The following is a 16,360-nucleotide window of genomic DNA, read 5'->3' on the forward strand; positions in this document are numbered from 1 at the left end:
TGAAACCCGGACGGGCTCGCCCGAGTGGCGGTCCCCGCCGACCGGGGTGAGGCTGCCGGGAGAGCTGTCCGCAGGCTGTCCACCCCCCGGAGGTCCCCGTGTTGCCGTCCGCCGCGACCGTACGCCGGTCTCTCGTCGCCCCTGTGCTGTGCGGTGCCCTGATCGCGGGGGCGACCGGGTGCGGGGGTGACGACGCGGACGCGGCGGCGCCCTCATCGGCGCCGTCGAGTTCGAGCTCCGCCGAGAAGCAGAAGTTCGCCAAGACGCGGTTCGTGGCGAACGCCGGGATCGCCGCCGGGGCGACCTACCAGTGGATCGTGAAGCCCTTCCGCGCCGGCAAGTTCAAGAAGGGCGCCGACGGGCGCAAGTTCGCCCTGATCAAGGCGGGCCTCGCCGGCACCCTCGCCTACAACCGCCTGAAGGCGGCGTCGAAGAACGCGAAGGGCGACCCGGCGCTGGCCAAGGCGGTGGCTCCGCTGACGGCGGGCATCGACGCCCTCAAGGACCTGCCGTCCAAGCTCCGCAAGGGCGACTCCACGGACTCGGTCGTGAACTCCTTCGACGACGTCATCAACCAGGTGAAGGACGCGGGGAAGGGCGCGGGCGCGGAGGTCAAGGACAAGGTGCCTTCGGCGGGGGAGCTGGCGAAGGGGTAGGCGCAGGCACCGAGGGCGTCGTCAAAGGCCGGACGGGCTGAGCTACCGCACCAGCTCGGCCAGCGTCCGCAGCGTGAGACGGTCCGGCGCCAGTACCAGCAGATCCGTGACGGGGCCCTTCCGCCACAACTCAAGCCGCTCCGCGATGCGTTCCCGCGGGCCGACCAACGAGATCTCGTCGGCGAAAGCGTCCGGAACCGCCAGGACCGCCTCTTCCCGGCGCCCCGCCAGAAACAGCTCCTGAATGCGCCGGGCCTCCGCCTCGAACCCCATCCGCGCCATCAGATCTGCATGAAAGTTCCGCGCGGAGTGCCCCATCCCCCCGATATAGAACCCCAGCATCGCCTTGACCGGAAGCAGGCCCTCCGCAACGTCGTCGCAGACCTTCGCCCGCGCCATGGGCGCGACCATGAAGCCCTCGGGTGCGCCTTCCAGCGAGGCCTCGTACACATCCGCCCGCATCGGTGACCAGTAGAGCGGCAGCCAGCCGTCCGCGATCCGCGCCGTCTGCGCGATGTTCTTCGGCCCCTCCGCACCGAGCAGCACCGGCAGATCCGCCCGCAGCGGATGCGTGATCGGCTTCAGGGGTTTGCCCAGGCCGCTGCCGTCCTCCCCCTGGTAGGGGTGGGAGTGGAAGCGCCCGCCAAGCGCCACCGGCCCCTCCCGCCGAAGCACCTGGCGGATGACGTCCACGTACTCCCGCGTCGCGGTCAGCGGCGACTTCGGGAACGGCCGTCCGTACCACCCCTCCACCACCTGCGGCCCGGAGAGCCCGAGCCCGAGCATCATCCGCCCACCGGACAGGTGGTCCAGGGTCAGCGCGTGCATCGCCGTCGTCACCGGCGACCGCGCCGCCATCTGTACGACCGCCGTACCCAGCTTGATCCGTGAGGTCTGCGCCGCGATCCAGGTCAGCGGGGTGAAGGCATCGGAACCCCACGCCTCGGCCGTCCACACGGAGTCGTATCCGAGCCGCTCGGCCTCCTGCGCGAGTGCCACGTGCCCGGGGTCGGGCCCGCGCCCCCAGTAGCCGAGTGCGAGTCCCAGGCGCATGCCCATACCCCGATCCTTTCTGACGGTGCGTCAGTTCGGTGCAGGATCGCGACTGTACGACAACGGCCCCCCGCCCGGAAGGGCGAGGGGCCGCGAGGTGTCGCGAGGTACGCGAGCGATCAGCCGCGCTGAATCCCCGTGGTGTCCTGCAGCACGCCACGACGGCCGTCCTGCGTCTGGGCCACCAGGCCGGGACCGCGCTGCTCGACGGCCAAGTACCAGGTGCCGGGCGCCAGTTCGGCGATCGGCGTCGGCGAACCGTCCTCCGCGTACAGCGGACGCGGCACCGGCACGGCGAACCAGAACGGCGAGAAGTCACCGGTGGCCTGCGCCTGCCCGGGAGGCGGCGTCTGCTGCTGCGGCTGACCGGGCTGACCCGGCTGGGCGCCGAAGGGCTGACCCTGCTGCGGCTGACCCGGCTGGGCACCGTACGGCTGCCCCTGCTGCGGCTGGCCCGCACCCGGGTACCCGTACCCACCCTGCGGCTGACCGCCGTAGGGCTGGGGGGTGGGGCGGGGGGCGCCGACGAGGGGGGCCTTGAGCGCCGGAACCAGTGCCGTCGCGACCGCGGCAGCGGCCAGGACCAGGGCGGCGATCAGGCCGAGGATGAGGCCGATGCCGGCCTCGGGGCCGCCGGAGCCACCGCTCAGGCTGTTGTCGAAGAAGAAGCCGTAGGACTGGTCGGCATCGAAGATCGCACCGATCGAGCTCCAGGCGGCGGCGATGGTGAAGGCAACGCCGAGCTGGCCGAGATCGAGGCCCGCGACCTTGCGCGGCTGCGGAAGCGCACGGCCCACGACGATGAGCGCGGCACCGATGATCCCGAGCAGGTACACGCTCAGCAGCAGGTTGCCGTTCTCCCAGGCGTTGGGAAGCTTGTCGCTGTCGCCGCCGTCGGCGTCAAGGGTGTTGAGGAACGATGCGATGAAGAGCAACACCGCTGCCCCGATCACCACGCCGTCGCCTCGAGTGAGAGAGCGGATATTCACTTCAGGTCCTTCGTAAGTCGTCTCGTCGGTGGAGGCGTCGCTCGCCCCAAGGTCGTGGTGCTGAGCGCGGGGATGGCCCCCCATCGTACGGAGGACATTATCGTTCACGCCGCTGGGGTGTCTGCTCGGGATAAAGACCAACCAACCCGTTATCCCCGACGAACCAACCCGTTATCCGCGCAGAAAGCTCACGATTCCGTCGGAGATCCCCTGCGCCGCCTTCTGCCGCCAGGCACCGCTGGTGAGCAACGCCTCGTCCTTCGCGTCGCGCATGTTGCCGCACTCGATGAAGACCTTCGGGACGGTGGAGAGGTTGAGTCCGCCCAGGTCCTTGCGCACGTCGAGGCCGGTGCCGTCGCCGACGTAGTTGGAAGGGGCGCTGCCGGTCGCCCGGAGGAATGTGCCCGCGATGCGCTCGCCCAAGTCGCGCGACGGGACGACGATCTCCGAGGTGTCCGCGGCGCCGGACTTCACCGATGCGGGAAGGATCACATGGAAGCCGCGGTTGCCCGCGGCCGATCCGTCGGCGTGCACGGAGATGACGGCGTCCGCGTGGGCGTTGTTGCCGATGCGGGCGCGCTCGTCGACGCAGGGCCCCCAGGGGCGGTCGCCGTCCTGCGTGAACTTGACCGTGGCGCCCTGCTTCTCGAGCAGCGTGCGCAGGCGGCGCGAGACGTCGAGGGTGAACTGGGCCTCGCTGTAACCGTTGTTGGTGGAGGTGCCCGTCGTGTCGCACTCCTTGCGGTGCGTGCCGACGTTGACGAGGCGGTTGATCTCGGCGGTGTGCTTGCCGTTGCCCGTGTTGTGACCGGGGTCGACGACGACCACCTTGCCCTTGAGCGGCCCGGAGGCGGCGGGGCGGGTGGAGGATTTCGGGGGCTTCGACGCGCTCGGCTCGTCGCTCGCGTCGTCGTCGCCCTTGTCACCCTTGCCGTCGTCCTTCTCGGAGGCGGACGGGGAGGGCGCGGCGGAGGACGAGTCCTGCGCGGACTGGCTCGTGGAGGGAAGCGTTCTGGGTGGCTGACTGCCGCCGGGTCCGCTCGTCGCCTCGTAGATGAGCCATCCCGCGAGGGCCGTCGGCACCAGCGCGGCGAGCGTCACCGTGAGAGGGCCGCCGGTGAAACGGCGGGGCGGGCGTGGGGGCTGGCTGTCCGGACCTACGTACGACACGAGAGCCACCTTACGGGCCGTTCACGTGCTCCGCAGGCTCCGTGAATTCTCCGCCCCTTCCGTGTCAGAGGCGATCTGTCCGCCCCCGTTCGCACCGTGTGTGAGACGCGTGTGAGACGGGGCGGCCCCAGCTCGGTGACTCCACCACCGGCCAGGGCCTGAGTCCGAACCCTGATCACAACAGGAGACAGACCTATGCCAGACCGTACCTTCAGCGACCCCGTACGCGATCTCCTCGCGGCCATCAGCGAGACCCTCACCCTCCCCACCCCGGCCTACACCGTCGAGGACCTCTGCAAGTACGAGACCGCCGTCACCCAGCGGACGCACCTCATCCAACTGGCGATCCGCGACATCCTCGCCGACGACACCCACGGGGCGCAGTGGGAGGCCGACTACCTGCGCCGCCACGGTACCGGGCCGGTCCGGTACCGGACCTCAGAGCAGTGGCTCGCCGACCTGGAGCAGGCCCCTGCCGCAGACACCGCCGAGGCCGGTGAGGGCCAGTGAGCGCCGAGCCCCGCACCGTCACCCTCGTCACCGTCGACCGCGGCCCGGTGACCATCCCCGAACCCGCATGGTGCGCCGGACACAGCCACCACGACCCCCGCACCACGTACGCCGAGATCATCCACAGCGGCCCGGACATCGCCCTCACCTTCCGGAACGCCACCCTGCTCACCGCGAGCATCGTCCAGTCGCCGCACGCCAGCCGCTCCGAGTACCGGCTCGGCGGCCGCATCGAGGGCGCCTCGGTGTTCCCGCTCGGCGAGACCCTCGACCCGATGGGCCTGTACGACTTGGCCGCCGACCTCGTCAGCTACGCCGCTGGTCTGCGCCGCCTTGCCGTGGAGTTGAACGAGATCTTCCTCGGCGGTGAGCGATGAGCCAGCGTGACCCTCTCCTGTGGGCCGCGCTCCTCGCGGTCCTCGTCGTCCTCGCCTCGGCCGAGTACGACCTCGCGCGCGCCTGCGGCTTCGGCCAGTACGTAGCCGCTGGTGTCCCGGCCGCGCTCGACATCTACGCGGTACGCGCGCTGCGGGCCCGCCGAGACGTCCTGGTGGTCGTTGCCGCGCTGATCGCGGTGAACGGCGCGAGTCACCTGGTGGCGTCCGAGCTGCTGCCGGTGAACGTGCCGCTCGTCGTCGCGGTGTCGGCCATCGCGCCGCTCGTACTGTGGCGTGTCCACCGGCTCAGCGAGGTCACCACACCGGCCGTTGCGGAACCGGTGGCGGCCGTCGGTGGGCAGATGCCGGAACCGAGTTCCGCCCCGGTGGAATCAGCGGAACCGATCACCGTGGAGCGGGCCCCCGAGCCCTTCGACACCGCACCTACCGTGCCGCTCCTCGGCCCCTGGACACCCGTGGCGGAACTGCGGGGCGGAACCAGCGGAACCGAGGGCGGAACCGGCGCTGACCTGCTCGGCGATCACTTCGCGGACGCCCACAACGTGATCACTGAACCGGTGGCGGAACCAGCACCGGAACCGGGTTCCGCCCCCGAGCCTGAGAGCGGAACCGGCGCCGAGGACATTGAGACCGTCGACAGCAGCAACACCACGTTCGCGGCCCGCGTCGCCACCGTGCGGCACTGGCTCCAGGACGAGCCGGAACTCACCGGAACCGAGATCGGAACCAGGCTCGGCGTCTCCGACGGATACGGCCGGCGCCTGCTCCGCACCGCGCGGGACGACTCGTGATCCTCGCCGGATTCTTCGCGCTCGCCGCTCTCGCCGCCCTGCTCGGCCTCGCCCTGGTCGACGTCCGCACCGTGCCACCGATCACCGGCACGTGCGCCCTCATCCTCACTCTGGCCGCGCTCGCCGTGGCCGTCCTCCGCTGAAGGAACCCACCGTGAACTACGTGACGTTCGGCGGCGTGACCGTCGGACTCTGCATCCTCGGCTACCAGTTGATGTCCTGGTGGCCCGGCCGCAAGTCCCTGATGAAAGACCCCCTCAAGCACGCGTCCAAGCTGCTCCCGTTCCTCCTGTCCTGGTGCTACGGCTGCCTCACCACCCTCGGTATCGGTGGCCTCATCGGCACCGCATCCAGCTCGGTCCTGGGCTTGTCCAACTGGCTCGGGGACGCGGCCCTCGTCTGGGGGGTCGGGGAGTCTGCCGGGCAGTTGGCCGGGGCCAAGACTTTCGTCCCGCTGTCCACGCCCGGCGGGGCCCTGGTCCTGATCGCCACCGCCGTGTTCGCCGCCGCGATGAAGAAGGCCGGTGACGAGACGCGCGGCCAGCTGAAGCGCGGCGCGTGGTGCGGCATCACCCTCGGCACGAGTGCGGGGGTCGCGGGGTTCGCCGCGGTGCCGCTCGCGCAGGCCGCGAACTGGTGCGGCGAGCACGTCTATCGGGCGTTCTGATGATGGCCAAGGAGGAGCCGGTCGAGGAGCCGGGGGAGCCGAGCCGGACGGCCGGCGGATGCGTGCTCCTGGTCCTCGCGGTCGTCCTGGTCGCGGTGGTGTTCATGGTCTCGCCCACGGTCGGGCTGCTCGCGTTGTGGGCGGTCGGGACTCTGCTGCTGTGGCGGGCCGCACGGCGTATGTCCGTTTCGTCGGCCACTCCCCCACCGAGAGGGGTGGCCCCCGATTCCGACATCGATGCAGCTCGCAGGCGCGCACGCGCGAGAGGGGCTTACGACCCGAACGGGGTTATGTGCGTCTACCACGCACCACGCGAGGAGGTGACCGAGACCGACTCGCAGGCCAGCTAGACACCGGGGCGGCCGACTGCTTCCAGGCGACCCGACCGCCCCGGATCACCCATCCCGATCACACGAGACAGGAACCGCCATGATCTCTCGACTCCTCGCCGCCGCGCGGCGGATCGCCGTACTCCGTTACGAGCAGCCGCCCTTGGATCTCTGCCTGAACTGCATGGGCTACTTCCCGCCCGGTCACTTCCCCTGCAACTGACCCACTACGCCTGTAGTGTCAGGCGTGCCGCCCGCACTGAAACGGCCCCCGAGATTCCAGACCTCGGGGGCCGTTCCCGCGCGTACGGGCAGGGCGCGGACACGTGAACACACCCCGCGAACGCGCACCGGCCCGGCCGCTCGCCTGGGAGGTGGACACGACCGGGCCGGGCACCCGCAACCGGTACGCGCTGTGTGATGAGCAAGCGCACCAGCCGCGGGGGTGTGACGAGCGGCCCGCCCCCCATGCTCGCGCCGGGCGGGCCGCCCCTTCCTGCCGTGGCCAGTCCGACGTAGCCACGGCAGGGGGTCTAGCGGGTGGTGCGCCGGACGTAGGACGGCGCCTTGGGGCACTTCTCGTGGATGCGGATGACGTAGCCGCCGGCCGAGATACTGACCTTCGCCGCGGTGGTGAACTTCTGCCCGGCCGTGATCGGCTCGTCGCAGCGCCAGCAGAACCGCGTGCCCTCGCTCATCGCCGCGTGTCCTTCAGCGCCTGGCGCAGGGCTTGGCCGTCGGCGCAGTGAGCCTGGTTGTCGTAGCACTGCAGGCACTTCTCGGTGTGGTCGAGGAGCGCCTTGTGTGCGGCGACGACGGCGCAGGGGCGGCAGGAGCGGGGGAACCAGCGGACGGGCGATCCGTGCGCGTCTGTGTCCCGCACGCCGAGGTCGTAGGCGGTCGCGTTGTTCAGGGCGACGGCGCACCATACACAGGCCCTGCCTCGCACCTGCTGATCGGACAGCTCGCCCGGGTCGGGCAGGTGGACCGGCGGCGCTTCGAGCGTGCCTCCTGCGCCGCTTCCCACGGCGGATCCCGGGCCCGTACTCTCGCTCACGTCGACTCCTCGATAGTCGGCCACACCCCGGGACCGGTCGCACGGTCGCCGGGGCCTTTCGTCACGGATCACGCTCTTCCTATTTCCGTGTCTGCCGCGACGACGGATGCGACGTCATATCGGCGACATGCGGGGCGTCATTTCGGTGTCATTCAGCAGCTCTCGCGCGTACCTTCGATCACATGGCGACACCGAACGGAACCCTGCAAGCGGTCCGAAAGGGACTGCTCATGTCCCAAGACGAGTTCGCCCGCGCCGTCCGCGACGCCGGGCAGCAACTCGGCCAGCCCAACGACGCGTCCAAGCGGCTCGTACAGCGCTGGGAGTCCGGCGACACCGCCGCACCCCGCCCGCTGTACGCGCGCGCCCTGGAGCGCGTCACCGGAATGCCCATCGAGGCCCTCGGCTTCGGCGCGCCATCCGTGGCCGTCACGGAGGACGGGCAAGGCGGTCACGACCTGGACGACGCGACGTTCACCGTGTCCGCCGGCCAAACGGCACCGCACGCTGCGCCTCGCGGCAACTTCACCGGGGTGTGGCTGTCGACGTACGAGTACGTGTCGAGCGGCCGTGACGACGCGGTGTTCACCGGGAAGCACTACGTCGTTCTGTTGCAGCACGGCAACCGGCTGACCGGGCGGAGCCTGCCGAATGCGTCCCTGAACCCGGACAGCCCGATGACTCTGGATCTCCAGATCGACGGGGCGACCGTGACGGGCACGTGGACGGAGCAAACGGCCTCTGACGGGTACTACCGGGGCGCCCGGTACTTCGGGGCGCTCCAGATGCTCGCCGAGCCCACAGGGCGGCGTATGGCCGGTAAGTGGGTGGGGTTCGGCAAGGAGTTCGACGTGAACACCGGGCCGTGGGAGCTGCGCCTTATGGACTCTTCGACGTCGAAAGCCGTGCTCGACCAGTACAACCGGGTCCCGGAGTAGGGGCGGTGCCCGCGGCCTGCGTCGCGGGCACCTGCTACTCGCCTAGCTGCGCGAGCCGGACGACCGGCCGCACCGCGGCATGGCCGGCCAACAGGAGCCCGCCACCCGGGGCCATGCCCTCGACCCACGACCAAGCCCCGGGGCCCCCTTCGACCACCTCGAACCCGAGAGCGGCCAACGCGTCGTACCGGTCGAGCAGCGAGGGCGGGCCTACCGCGTCCGGCCAATCAGCGGCGAGGGTCGACAGCTCCAAGTCGTCGCCCTCGCCGTACGCGACCCGCAGTAGCCACCGGCCGCCCTCGTACTCGCAGTCCCAGCCCAGCGCAGCCCACATTCGTGGTCACTTCCCCAGGACGAATTGGACGTTGCCGCCACGCGTTCCGATGATCTCTCGCATGCGGCTGACGAAGAACTCGTCAAGCTCGCTGTCTCCGAAGCTGACGCGTACGTTGCGGGTCCCCGCAGAGGCGTGCGAGGCGCTGCCTGCGGTTCCGCCCATGGACATGGCCATGGACGCGGACGGGGTGGGCGTGGTCACGAGGTTCGCCATGGCGGTATCGAGGACGCCCGCGTTCTTCTCGACCCCCTGCGCGATGCCCGCGGGAATCCAGTGGCCCACCTGATCGGCCATGAGGCGGGAGGGGGAGGAGATGCCCAGGGCGGACGCGATCGGGCCCGGGATCATCGACTTCGCGAAGGAGATCAACTGGCTCTTCAGCCAGCCACCCATGGCCTTGATGCCGTTCCACAGGCCCCTGACCACATCCCGGCCCTTGGACACGAGCAGGCCCGACAGGGAGCCGATGGCGGAGGCGATCCGCTTCGGCATGCCCCGCACCCAGGAGATGAACGAGGCCGCCCGCGAGGCCGCCGCGGAACGGAACGCGTTGAAGCCAGCCGAAGCGGCGTTGCGCAGGGAACCCGCGAGGCCGGCCAACGCCGCACCGGCCTTGCCGGGCAGGCCACGCAGCCACGACACGAGCGAGTTGAACTGGCGGACCGCGGCGTTCTTCGCGGCGCCGAACCAGCCGCCGATCATGCCGGGCAGACCGCCGAACCAGGCAAGGGCGGTCTTGATCCCGGCGATGGCCGCAGCGATGGCCACCTGGACTTGCGCCCACACCGTCTGGACGATCTGCCGGAACGCCGCCGAGCGCTGGTAGGCGATGTAGATCGCTGCGGCGAGGGCCACCACAGCGGCGATGACGAGGCCGATGGGGTTCGCGGCCATGACCGTGTTGAACACCAGCTGAGCGGCCGCCCACAGCTTCGTAGCAGTCGAGGCGAGGCCCATCGCCGCGGCGTACGTCTTCACGCCGAGCGCGACGACGACGAACCCGGACCCGATCGCGGTGAGGACCCCGGGCGGGATCTTGTCCACGAGCGTGCCGAGCCAGGTCGCAGCCTCCCCCGCCAAGCCGATCAGCGGTTCCAGGGCGGCGGCCACGCCCGCGAGGATCGGCCCGCCGAGCTTGGCGAGCGCGCCCACGAGCTGCCCGACGACGGGCAGGAGAGACCCGATGGTGCCGAACAGTGCGGCGATGGCGGAGGCGGCGCCGTCGGAGCCGCCCGCAACGCCCTCGAAGAACCCGCCGATCCCGGCTCCGAAAGCACCGAGGCCACCGGCGAGGGCCTCTATGACGGGCTGCGCGGACTGGAGCGCCTTGACGAAGCCGGGCATCACCCCGGACGCGAACTGGCCGAACCCGTCGACCAACGGGCCGATCATGGGGGCGACCGCGGCGAACGCCATTCCGATCTGCGGGGCGAGTCCGTCGAAGATCTTCCGGAGCTGCGCCGCCGCTTGAACGAACGGCTTGACCAGCGGCTGAGCGAGCTTGGTCAACTCGCCCTTGACGTGCTTGCCGAGGGAGGAGAAGGCGCCCGCTACCTGCTTGTTCTCGGCGAGGATCTTCGCGCCGAGGCCGATCACGGCGAGCGGCAGCAGCGCGAGGGCGCCGGCCGCACCGACCGCGGCGACGGAGGAGACCGCGGCCATGACCGCCATGGCCATGCCGATCTTCCCGATCCAGGAGATCGCCTGGCGGGCGCCGTTGCCGATGCCGTGCGAGAGGCTGCGGCCCATGCCTTCGCTCTCGTTGACGAACCGGCCGTTCATGTCGCGGAGTTGCCCGTTCACGTCGCGGGTGAGGCCACGCATGCGCAGCTCGGCGCGGGTGAGGGAGCGGGTGAACGGGGCGTCGTCCGCGCGGAGGCCGGCCACGAGTTCGCCGAGGTTGAGCGCCACGACTCAGCCCTCGTCGCGCAGAGGCTGGCGGCCCTGGCGGGCGGCCTCGTTCCGCACGTCCTGCGGGAGCTTGTCCCACGCCGCACGGTCGTACCGCAGCGCGGCGGCCAGGCCCGGCACGCTGTCGAGGACACGCTTCGTGCTCTCCCCTCGCAGACCGAGGATCTCTGAGGCCCGCCTCTGCGCCTCACTTTGGCCAGCCAGCGCGGCGGCGAGGATCGCACCTAGGACCGCGCCGGCATGGACCGCCTCGGCGCGCCCCTGCCCTACTGCCGTGACGCCCACGGGCGGGAAGTTCTGCCCCATGAACCCGTAGTCGCGGGACGGCCAGGGGTTGCGATCGCTGCGACCGAGCTGTTCGTTCATGGCGACCGCGTCGTTGGCCACCTCGCGGATCGTCGCGTCTCGCGCGGCAGACAGTGCGAGGAGACGCGTCGCAGCCTCCAGAACGTCCCCCGCGGCGTCCACGATGCCCTCTGTGGAGTCGTCGGCGACCAGGGTCCGTGCGCGGTCGCCTACGGCCCGTGCGCGGGCGTCCAGGTCGACGCGCTGCGCCTCGGCGAGCTTCCGCTCAGCGGCCGTCACCCGCAACTCGGCGAGCTCGGCCAGCTGCTTTTGGCCGGCCATCTGCTCGCCGGTGATCTCGGAGTCACCTTCGCGTACGCGCTCGGCGAGCGTGTCGATCAGGGCTGCGGCTTCGGTGGCCTCACGGCGGGCCGTGTCGAGCTGCTCGCGGGCCTGCGCGGGGGTGAGGGGTTCAGGCTGCATCGTGGCCGCCTTCCTGCGCCTGGCGGGCGACGTACGCGGCGACGATCTCGCGGCGGGCGGGGCTGAGTGCTGTCCATCCGGCGGTGCCGTGGAGTCGGGCGTCAGCTTCGAGCTGCTGCTCACGGGCTTCACGCTCCGGGCGTGCGGCCTCGGTTGCGGCTTCGTGTCCGGCCTTGCGCCGTGCTTCGACGGCGCCGAACAGGTCAGGCCTGCGGTGCTGGTCTTGTGATCCCATCTCAGCCCCGCTCACAGGAAGTAGTTCCGCTGGGCGGGGTCGGCCACGTCGGCCGCGATGCTGCTGTGGGTACTCGTACGCACGGCTTGGTTCTTCAGCTTCACGACCGCGGCGAGGTAGTCGGCGTCCGGGGAGCCTGCCTCAACCACGTAGTTGTTCTTCGTGAAGTAGTCGATGTGCGGCTGGCTGTCGGTGTAGGCGATGCCTGCGACGAACCAGGGGGTGTTGGGGTTGTCGGTCTGCCAGGGGCCGTCAGCGCTGTTCGGTTTGTTCCCTGAGGTGATCTTCATCATCGGCATGTGCGGGCTCCTCGAACCGGAAGGAATCGAGGTCGCCGCGCGTCGTCACCCAGATCCGGCCGACCTGCCAGGCGCGTAGCCGACCGGACCCTAGGAGGGACGTCGCCGTACGTCGGGAACACCCGATGATCTCGGCGACCTCATGCGCTCCGAGGATCTCCAATCCGTCAACGGCGTTGCCTTCGGAGGAAATCGGGGCGGGTGAGGCGCCGGATGCGGCCCTGTGCAGGGCGTGGAGGAGTGAACGAGCTTCCGGGCTCAACTCCCCGCCGCTCGTGCGGTTCTGTGCTGCGAGGTGGCCGACCAGGGCGGCGAACACGCTGTTGGCGAGGCGGGCCGGGACGCGGACCGAGCCGTCCTCGGCGAGCAGCTGCTCAGGCCCCGTCGGCATCGGCCGGCCTACCGTGTCCGGCCGCGCGGGCATCGAGCTGCGCGAGGATCTCGGCGGCGCGCGCGTCACCTCGCCGGATGCCTTTGCGGAGCGTCGCCCGGAACGTGTCCTCCTGCGCCTTCACGGCAGCCCTCTTGCGGGCGCTACCGTCCTCGGCCTTCTCTGCCTTCGCAGCGAGGGTGTTGAGGCGCTTGGTGGCCTCTGAGACGACCGCTTCCAACTGAGGGAGGAGCTCGGGGTCGTGGCGCGTGCCCTCGCGGTAGAGGCGAGCGAGAGCGCGACGGAAACGCATATTCGCCTCGTCCAGGGCGGGGCGTCCGGGGTAGTTCGGGACGGGGTGCGGCATGGGGGTTCCTCTCGTACATGTACGCGGGTGTGATCACACGGAGGGCGCTGTAACCGGGTGCGCGCGGCGGTGTGCGGTTGTCTGGCCTGCTTTCTCCTCGCGTGCGCGCGCGAGACGAGAGCTGCCGCGACCGGACGGTCTACGCGCGCGTGCGCGAGCGACAGAGAGCGCCGGAGAGCGACAGTCAGTAGATGAGGTCGTACTCGAAGCTGACGACGACCTTGGGGTTGTCCGCCTTCGGGTGCAGTTCTGAGTGCACGTAGCGGTAGGCCGTCTCGTGCATGGGCCGACCTGCCTCGATGAAGACGGCTTCCACCTCCACATCGGTGGGTTCGCCGGGGTAGTGCCGCTCGACGGTGGCCCAGGCGATGATCCGAAGCTTGTCGCTCGTGGTGACGTTCTCTCTCTTGTCGGGGTACAGCTCCGTGATCGTCGTACGGAGATACGCGTCCGGGTGTGCCGGAATGATGGTGAGGATCTTGCTCTCGAACGGTTCGGTCACTGTGGGCTCCATACGTAAAGGGGGATTAGAGAAGATTGGGATTATTGGTGTTGACCTGCGGTTTCACGTTGGGACGATTGAGAGAAGATTGGGACGGATGGCGGGACGAATGCCGCCCATGCGTCCCGCCATACGTTCCATCCGTCCCGCCTGAGACAGATGGCGAAAGCGCAGGTCGGGCCCATCTTTCTCATCCGTCCCATTCGTCTCAGGGTGTAGGCGCGAGAGGGTCCGGCTCCTCGGTCGGAGCCGCTTCGGGCAGGTGCCAAAGCGACGTTCGGGCCTTGCCGAATCCGCTCTGTTTGGTGATCAACCCGAGCTTCGTCTTGGCCCGGTAGACAGTCGTCCGGCTGTAGCGGCGCTTCTCCGCGTCCTTCAACACGTCGCCGCTCTCCGCCGCCCCGCCGAGGTCCATGAGGTAGTCCCTCAACCACATGCGGACCTCGTCGTTCTCGGCCCTGTCGCCGGACGGGGTGATCTCGTCGCGCATCACGTCACGGACCGAGGTGCTGGTCTCCGGGCCGAGGACGAACCGCGAGACGTACGAGGGGCCCTCTTCGGTCTCGACCGTCACCGGCTGGATCACGTACGAGTGAGATGGCAGACCGAGGCGGCCGAGGTTGTTCTTCTCCAAGGACATGACGAACCGCGGGTCGCCGTCCTCGGCGTCCTCGCGGGCGAAGGCGATCATCGAGCGGATGAGCTGGCCGAAGGCGCCGGAACCGGCGAGGCGGGCGAGAGGGTCGGCGCCGCCAGACTTCGTGAAGTGGGCGAGGCCGAGGATCGTGAAATGGTGCCGCTCGGCGGCGGCTACGAGGGGCTCCAGGGCCTCGCGGACCTCGGCGGCCCGGTAGTCGTTGATGCCCTTGTCGATCAGCGACAACAGCGGGTCAGCCACGAGCAGGGCGACGCTGTAGGTCTCGGCGGCCTGGCCCACGAGCGATGTGTCCGTGGGCAGCGTGAGGCGGGCTCGCGGATTCTCGTCGTCCTGGACGGACACATGGAACACGAGGTCGAGGTCTGCTCCTGCGGCGATGAGCCGGGGGGCGATCGTGTACGCCCACGAGTCCTCCGTGGCCGCGTAGATGACGCCCCGCGGCTTGCCGAACAGCTCGCCGGGGAGGTCGCCGCGCGTAATGCGAGCAGTGAGCCAGACCGCGAACTGAGACTTTCCGAGACCAGGACCGCCGGCCGCGATACACAGGGAGTACAGCGGCACTCGGCCGTGCGACGTGGGCGGGGCACCCTCCGGAGTGGTGTCCCACAGCCACCTGACGGGCCGAATGCGGATCTCGGAGGCGGGGCGAAGGACGAGACCGCGCGGTGCGACCTCGGGTAGACCGTCATCCCCTGAGGGCTCATCTCCCGGCCACGGCCCATCGTCCGTTACCGGCCTGAGGACCGGCTCGGTCGCTTCTGCCGCCGGGGGCGCGAGTGGAGTCGCGTTGTGGACGGGCTCAGGCTCGGGGGCGGCCGGGATGGCCCGCGGGCTGATGCCTGCGGGCCATGCGCCGGGACGCCGTTGTTCCGTCGTCACTGGTTTTGCATCTCCGTTGCGTATGCCGCCGCTGCTCTGCTGATCACGTTGGCGATGGCGTCGAGGCCGAAGATCAGGCCGTAGCTGTCGACGTATCCGCGCTCGCTGCGGTCGGCGCTGCCGGTGACGGTGATCTGTCCGCAGTGCGCGAGGGAACGGCCGATGGTGGTCGCGGTGTGGACTTGCATGACGTGGCTGTGACCGCAGTCGAGGACGACGTGAGCGCCTCGGGGGAACGGCCGGTAGTACTCGCTCAGGAACCCGGCGTCGAGGACGCCGTGACGGGCTTGGAGTGCGAAGTGGTGTTCGGCGCGTACGACGGGCCCCCGACCGGTGAGGTGGCGGGGGCTGTCGTTGCCGTTCGGCCGAGTCACGCTCGAGCCTGGCGGGTCACGGGCCACTCGGCGACGGCCGGCCACGGACGCCCGGCGGCCTCCCGCATGGCCTCGTCCGAGCAGCATGGGCCACAGATCTTGATCTCACGGTCCGGGGTGGCCCTCGACTTGCCGGGGAGGTCCATCTTGTTGCGGCACCGGGGGCAGTCGTCGTACTCGGCCGCGACCGTCTCCAGGGCGGTCTCGATGTCCTCGGCATACAGGTTGACCATTGCCCGCAGCGCCAGCAGCATCACGGCCTTGTCCGGGCTCTCCGCCATGGCGATATCGATCGCGTCGACGGCCAGCGCGAACGCGGCGTGCGCGGTCTGCTTGTCCTCGGGGTCGTCGAGCGGTGTGCGCGCGGGATGCAGCTGGTCGGCGACCTGGCGGCGGTGGGCGACGAGGGCGACCAGGCGGGTGGTCTCGTCCTGAACCTTCTGATCGATGCGGGCGAGCGCGGTGGTGCCGTTCCCCTGGCGGAGCATGGTCGTCTCGGCCATGTCGTCGCCAGTGTCCATCAGACGGCGGACGCTGGCACTGGCCGCGTGGAACTCGCCGGGCGCGTAGTCCTCGCTGCCGATGTAGATCACCGGTGCCGGGTTCGAGTCGTTGCTCAGGGCGGCGAACCCGACGTCGAGCAGCTGCCCACCGCTCTTGTTCACGGCCTGGTGGCCGTGGTTGCAGTGGTCGTAATGGCCGGGCTCGGCCACGGTGCAGACGCCGGACCAGATGGGGCACACAGCGGGCTCGGCGAGGAACTCGGAGACGCTGATGCCCTTGGCGTTCATCTGCGCGCGGAGCCGAGTCTCGGCATCCTCACGGCTGATCTGCGTGGGGTCGTACGCGGCAACGATCCGGCCGCCCTCGTGGCCCCACACCCCGAACTCGCCGCGGTTCAGCTCGGCCTCGCGCAGGAGTACGGGGCTGGTCTCGTGCTGGCGGGCGGTGTCGGCGTCCGCCAGGAGTGCGGCGGCCTCGGACGTTCGCAGGGCGGCCTGTACGGCGAAGGGCAGGTGGCCGGTAGGTGCGGTGGCGTTCTTGTCGATGGTGGTCGTACGCTTCACGTGAAGCTCCTTTCGACGGCCGCGCACACGGGGTA

The 16,360-nt window shown here is 70.0% G+C and carries 25 protein-coding genes; 10 read left to right on the forward strand and 15 right to left on the reverse strand.

Annotated features, from left to right (window positions below; genetic code table 11):
- The first annotated feature begins 101 nt into the window (after positions 1 to 101).
- The gene (locus tag AB0M70_RS07885; protein ID WP_365817617.1) at positions 102 to 656 is read left to right on the forward strand and encodes a hypothetical protein; all 555 of its coding nucleotides are present in this window, start codon (positions 102 to 104) and stop codon (positions 654 to 656) included.
- 42 nt (positions 657 to 698) lie between these two features.
- Here AB0M70_RS07885 and AB0M70_RS07890 read toward each other — a convergent pair whose 3' ends face one another.
- The 3 genes from AB0M70_RS07890 to AB0M70_RS07900 form a co-directional block, all read right to left on the reverse strand.
- On the reverse strand, positions 699 to 1,709 hold the full coding sequence (locus tag AB0M70_RS07890) for an LLM class F420-dependent oxidoreductase (protein ID WP_365817445.1): 1,011 nt from the start codon (positions 1,707 to 1,709) through the stop codon (positions 699 to 701).
- A 119-nt stretch (positions 1,710 to 1,828) separates the two neighbouring features.
- Positions 1,829 to 2,698 (reverse strand): hypothetical protein, encoded by an 870-nt coding sequence (locus AB0M70_RS07895; RefSeq protein ID WP_365817447.1) that lies wholly within the window; start codon positions 2,696 to 2,698, stop codon positions 1,829 to 1,831.
- A 171-nt stretch (positions 2,699 to 2,869) separates the two neighbouring features.
- The gene (locus tag AB0M70_RS07900; protein WP_365817449.1) at positions 2,870 to 3,868 is read right to left on the reverse strand and encodes an N-acetylmuramoyl-L-alanine amidase; all 999 of its coding nucleotides are present in this window, start codon (positions 3,866 to 3,868) and stop codon (positions 2,870 to 2,872) included.
- A 195-nt stretch (positions 3,869 to 4,063) separates the two neighbouring features.
- Here AB0M70_RS07900 and AB0M70_RS07905 point away from each other — a divergent pair, with 195 nt between their 5' ends.
- The 7 genes from AB0M70_RS07905 (at position 4,064) to AB0M70_RS07935 (ending at position 6,786) form a co-directional block, all read left to right on the forward strand.
- Positions 4,064 to 4,378, forward strand: a complete 315-nt coding sequence (locus AB0M70_RS07905) for a hypothetical protein (protein ID WP_365817451.1) — start codon at positions 4,064 to 4,066, stop codon at positions 4,376 to 4,378.
- On the forward strand, positions 4,375 to 4,755 hold the full coding sequence (locus AB0M70_RS07910) for a hypothetical protein (RefSeq protein ID WP_365817453.1): 381 nt from the start codon (positions 4,375 to 4,377) through the stop codon (positions 4,753 to 4,755). Before AB0M70_RS07905 ends, AB0M70_RS07910 begins: the two co-directional genes overlap by 4 nt.
- Positions 4,752 to 5,567, forward strand: a complete 816-nt coding sequence (locus tag AB0M70_RS07915) for a hypothetical protein (RefSeq protein ID WP_365817455.1) — start codon at positions 4,752 to 4,754, stop codon at positions 5,565 to 5,567. Before AB0M70_RS07910 ends, AB0M70_RS07915 begins: the two co-directional genes overlap by 4 nt.
- Positions 5,564 to 5,710, forward strand: coding sequence for a hypothetical protein (locus AB0M70_RS07920; RefSeq protein WP_365817457.1), 147 nt, complete (start codon positions 5,564 to 5,566; stop codon positions 5,708 to 5,710). The genes AB0M70_RS07915 and AB0M70_RS07920 overlap by 4 nt, the downstream gene beginning before the upstream one ends.
- A gap of 11 nt (positions 5,711 to 5,721) precedes the next feature.
- Entirely contained in the window at positions 5,722 to 6,234 is a 513-nt protein-coding gene (locus AB0M70_RS07925) for a hypothetical protein (RefSeq protein WP_365817459.1), read from the forward strand.
- The gene (locus tag AB0M70_RS07930) at positions 6,234 to 6,584 is read left to right on the forward strand and encodes a hypothetical protein (RefSeq protein ID WP_365817461.1); all 351 of its coding nucleotides are present in this window, start codon (positions 6,234 to 6,236) and stop codon (positions 6,582 to 6,584) included. Before AB0M70_RS07925 ends, AB0M70_RS07930 begins: the two co-directional genes overlap by 1 nt.
- Before the next feature lie 79 nt (positions 6,585 to 6,663).
- Entirely contained in the window at positions 6,664 to 6,786 is a 123-nt protein-coding gene (locus tag AB0M70_RS07935) for a hypothetical protein (RefSeq protein ID WP_365817463.1), read from the forward strand.
- A 310-nt stretch (positions 6,787 to 7,096) separates the two neighbouring features.
- Here the strand turns inward: AB0M70_RS07935 and AB0M70_RS07940 are convergent, their stop codons facing one another.
- Both AB0M70_RS07940 and AB0M70_RS07945 read right to left on the reverse strand, forming a co-directional pair.
- Entirely contained in the window at positions 7,097 to 7,261 is a 165-nt protein-coding gene (locus AB0M70_RS07940) for a hypothetical protein (RefSeq protein WP_365817465.1), read from the reverse strand.
- Positions 7,258 to 7,620, reverse strand: a complete 363-nt coding sequence (locus tag AB0M70_RS07945; protein WP_365817467.1) for a hypothetical protein — start codon at positions 7,618 to 7,620, stop codon at positions 7,258 to 7,260. Before AB0M70_RS07945 ends, AB0M70_RS07940 begins: the two co-directional genes overlap by 4 nt.
- A gap of 182 nt (positions 7,621 to 7,802) precedes the next feature.
- Here AB0M70_RS07945 and AB0M70_RS07950 point away from each other — a divergent pair, with 182 nt between their 5' ends.
- Positions 7,803 to 8,558, forward strand: a complete 756-nt coding sequence (locus tag AB0M70_RS07950; RefSeq protein WP_365817469.1) for an XRE family transcriptional regulator — start codon at positions 7,803 to 7,805, stop codon at positions 8,556 to 8,558.
- A 34-nt stretch (positions 8,559 to 8,592) separates the two neighbouring features.
- Here AB0M70_RS07950 and AB0M70_RS07955 read toward each other — a convergent pair whose 3' ends face one another.
- From AB0M70_RS07955 to AB0M70_RS07965, 3 genes are read right to left on the reverse strand one after another with little or no spacing between them, the layout of a single operon-like run.
- Entirely contained in the window at positions 8,593 to 8,892 is a 300-nt protein-coding gene (locus AB0M70_RS07955; RefSeq protein ID WP_365817471.1) for a DUF6303 family protein, read from the reverse strand.
- Positions 8,893 to 8,898: 6 nt separating this feature from the next.
- The gene (locus tag AB0M70_RS07960) at positions 8,899 to 10,806 is read right to left on the reverse strand and encodes a hypothetical protein (RefSeq protein ID WP_365817473.1); all 1,908 of its coding nucleotides are present in this window, start codon (positions 10,804 to 10,806) and stop codon (positions 8,899 to 8,901) included.
- A gap of 3 nt (positions 10,807 to 10,809) precedes the next feature.
- Entirely contained in the window at positions 10,810 to 11,574 is a 765-nt protein-coding gene (locus AB0M70_RS07965; protein ID WP_365817475.1) for a hypothetical protein, read from the reverse strand.
- Between the two features lies 1 nt (position 11,575).
- On the opposite strand from AB0M70_RS07965, the gene AB0M70_RS07970 reads away from it, so the two are divergent.
- Positions 11,576 to 11,803 carry a hypothetical protein gene (locus AB0M70_RS07970; protein ID WP_365817477.1) on the forward strand — a complete coding sequence of 76 codons (228 nt, stop codon included), beginning with the start codon at positions 11,576 to 11,578 and terminating at the stop codon, positions 11,801 to 11,803.
- Between the two features lie 17 nt (positions 11,804 to 11,820).
- Here the strand turns inward: AB0M70_RS07970 and AB0M70_RS07975 are convergent, their stop codons facing one another.
- The 7 genes from AB0M70_RS07975 to AB0M70_RS08005 all read right to left on the reverse strand — a co-directional run bounded on the left by AB0M70_RS07975 (position 11,821) and on the right by AB0M70_RS08005 (position 16,325).
- Complete coding sequence (locus AB0M70_RS07975) at positions 11,821 to 12,108, reverse strand: hypothetical protein (RefSeq protein WP_365817479.1); 288 nt, start codon at positions 12,106 to 12,108, stop codon at positions 11,821 to 11,823.
- Positions 12,062 to 12,499: a helix-turn-helix domain-containing protein gene (locus tag AB0M70_RS07980; protein WP_365817481.1), complete on the reverse strand. Its 438-nt coding sequence runs from the start codon at positions 12,497 to 12,499 to the stop codon at positions 12,062 to 12,064. Before AB0M70_RS07980 ends, AB0M70_RS07975 begins: the two co-directional genes overlap by 47 nt.
- Positions 12,483 to 12,845: a hypothetical protein gene (locus tag AB0M70_RS07985; protein ID WP_365817483.1), complete on the reverse strand. Its 363-nt coding sequence runs from the start codon at positions 12,843 to 12,845 to the stop codon at positions 12,483 to 12,485. Before AB0M70_RS07985 ends, AB0M70_RS07980 begins: the two co-directional genes overlap by 17 nt.
- Before the next feature lie 184 nt (positions 12,846 to 13,029).
- Positions 13,030 to 13,347 carry a hypothetical protein gene (locus AB0M70_RS07990; RefSeq protein ID WP_365817485.1) on the reverse strand — a complete coding sequence of 106 codons (318 nt, stop codon included), beginning with the start codon at positions 13,345 to 13,347 and terminating at the stop codon, positions 13,030 to 13,032.
- A gap of 208 nt (positions 13,348 to 13,555) precedes the next feature.
- Positions 13,556 to 14,884: an AAA family ATPase gene (locus AB0M70_RS07995; protein WP_365817487.1), complete on the reverse strand. Its 1,329-nt coding sequence runs from the start codon at positions 14,882 to 14,884 to the stop codon at positions 13,556 to 13,558.
- Positions 14,881 to 15,258 carry a hypothetical protein gene (locus tag AB0M70_RS08000; RefSeq protein WP_365817489.1) on the reverse strand — a complete coding sequence of 126 codons (378 nt, stop codon included), beginning with the start codon at positions 15,256 to 15,258 and terminating at the stop codon, positions 14,881 to 14,883. Before AB0M70_RS08000 ends, AB0M70_RS07995 begins: the two co-directional genes overlap by 4 nt.
- Positions 15,255 to 16,325, reverse strand: a complete 1,071-nt coding sequence (locus AB0M70_RS08005) for a hypothetical protein (protein ID WP_365817491.1) — start codon at positions 16,323 to 16,325, stop codon at positions 15,255 to 15,257. Before AB0M70_RS08005 ends, AB0M70_RS08000 begins: the two co-directional genes overlap by 4 nt.
- Positions 16,326 to 16,360: the final 35 nt, after the last annotated feature.

The sequence above is a fragment of the Streptomyces sp. NPDC051214 genome (assembly GCF_040682375.1).
GTDB lineage: Bacteria > Actinomycetota > Actinomycetes > Streptomycetales > Streptomycetaceae > Streptomyces.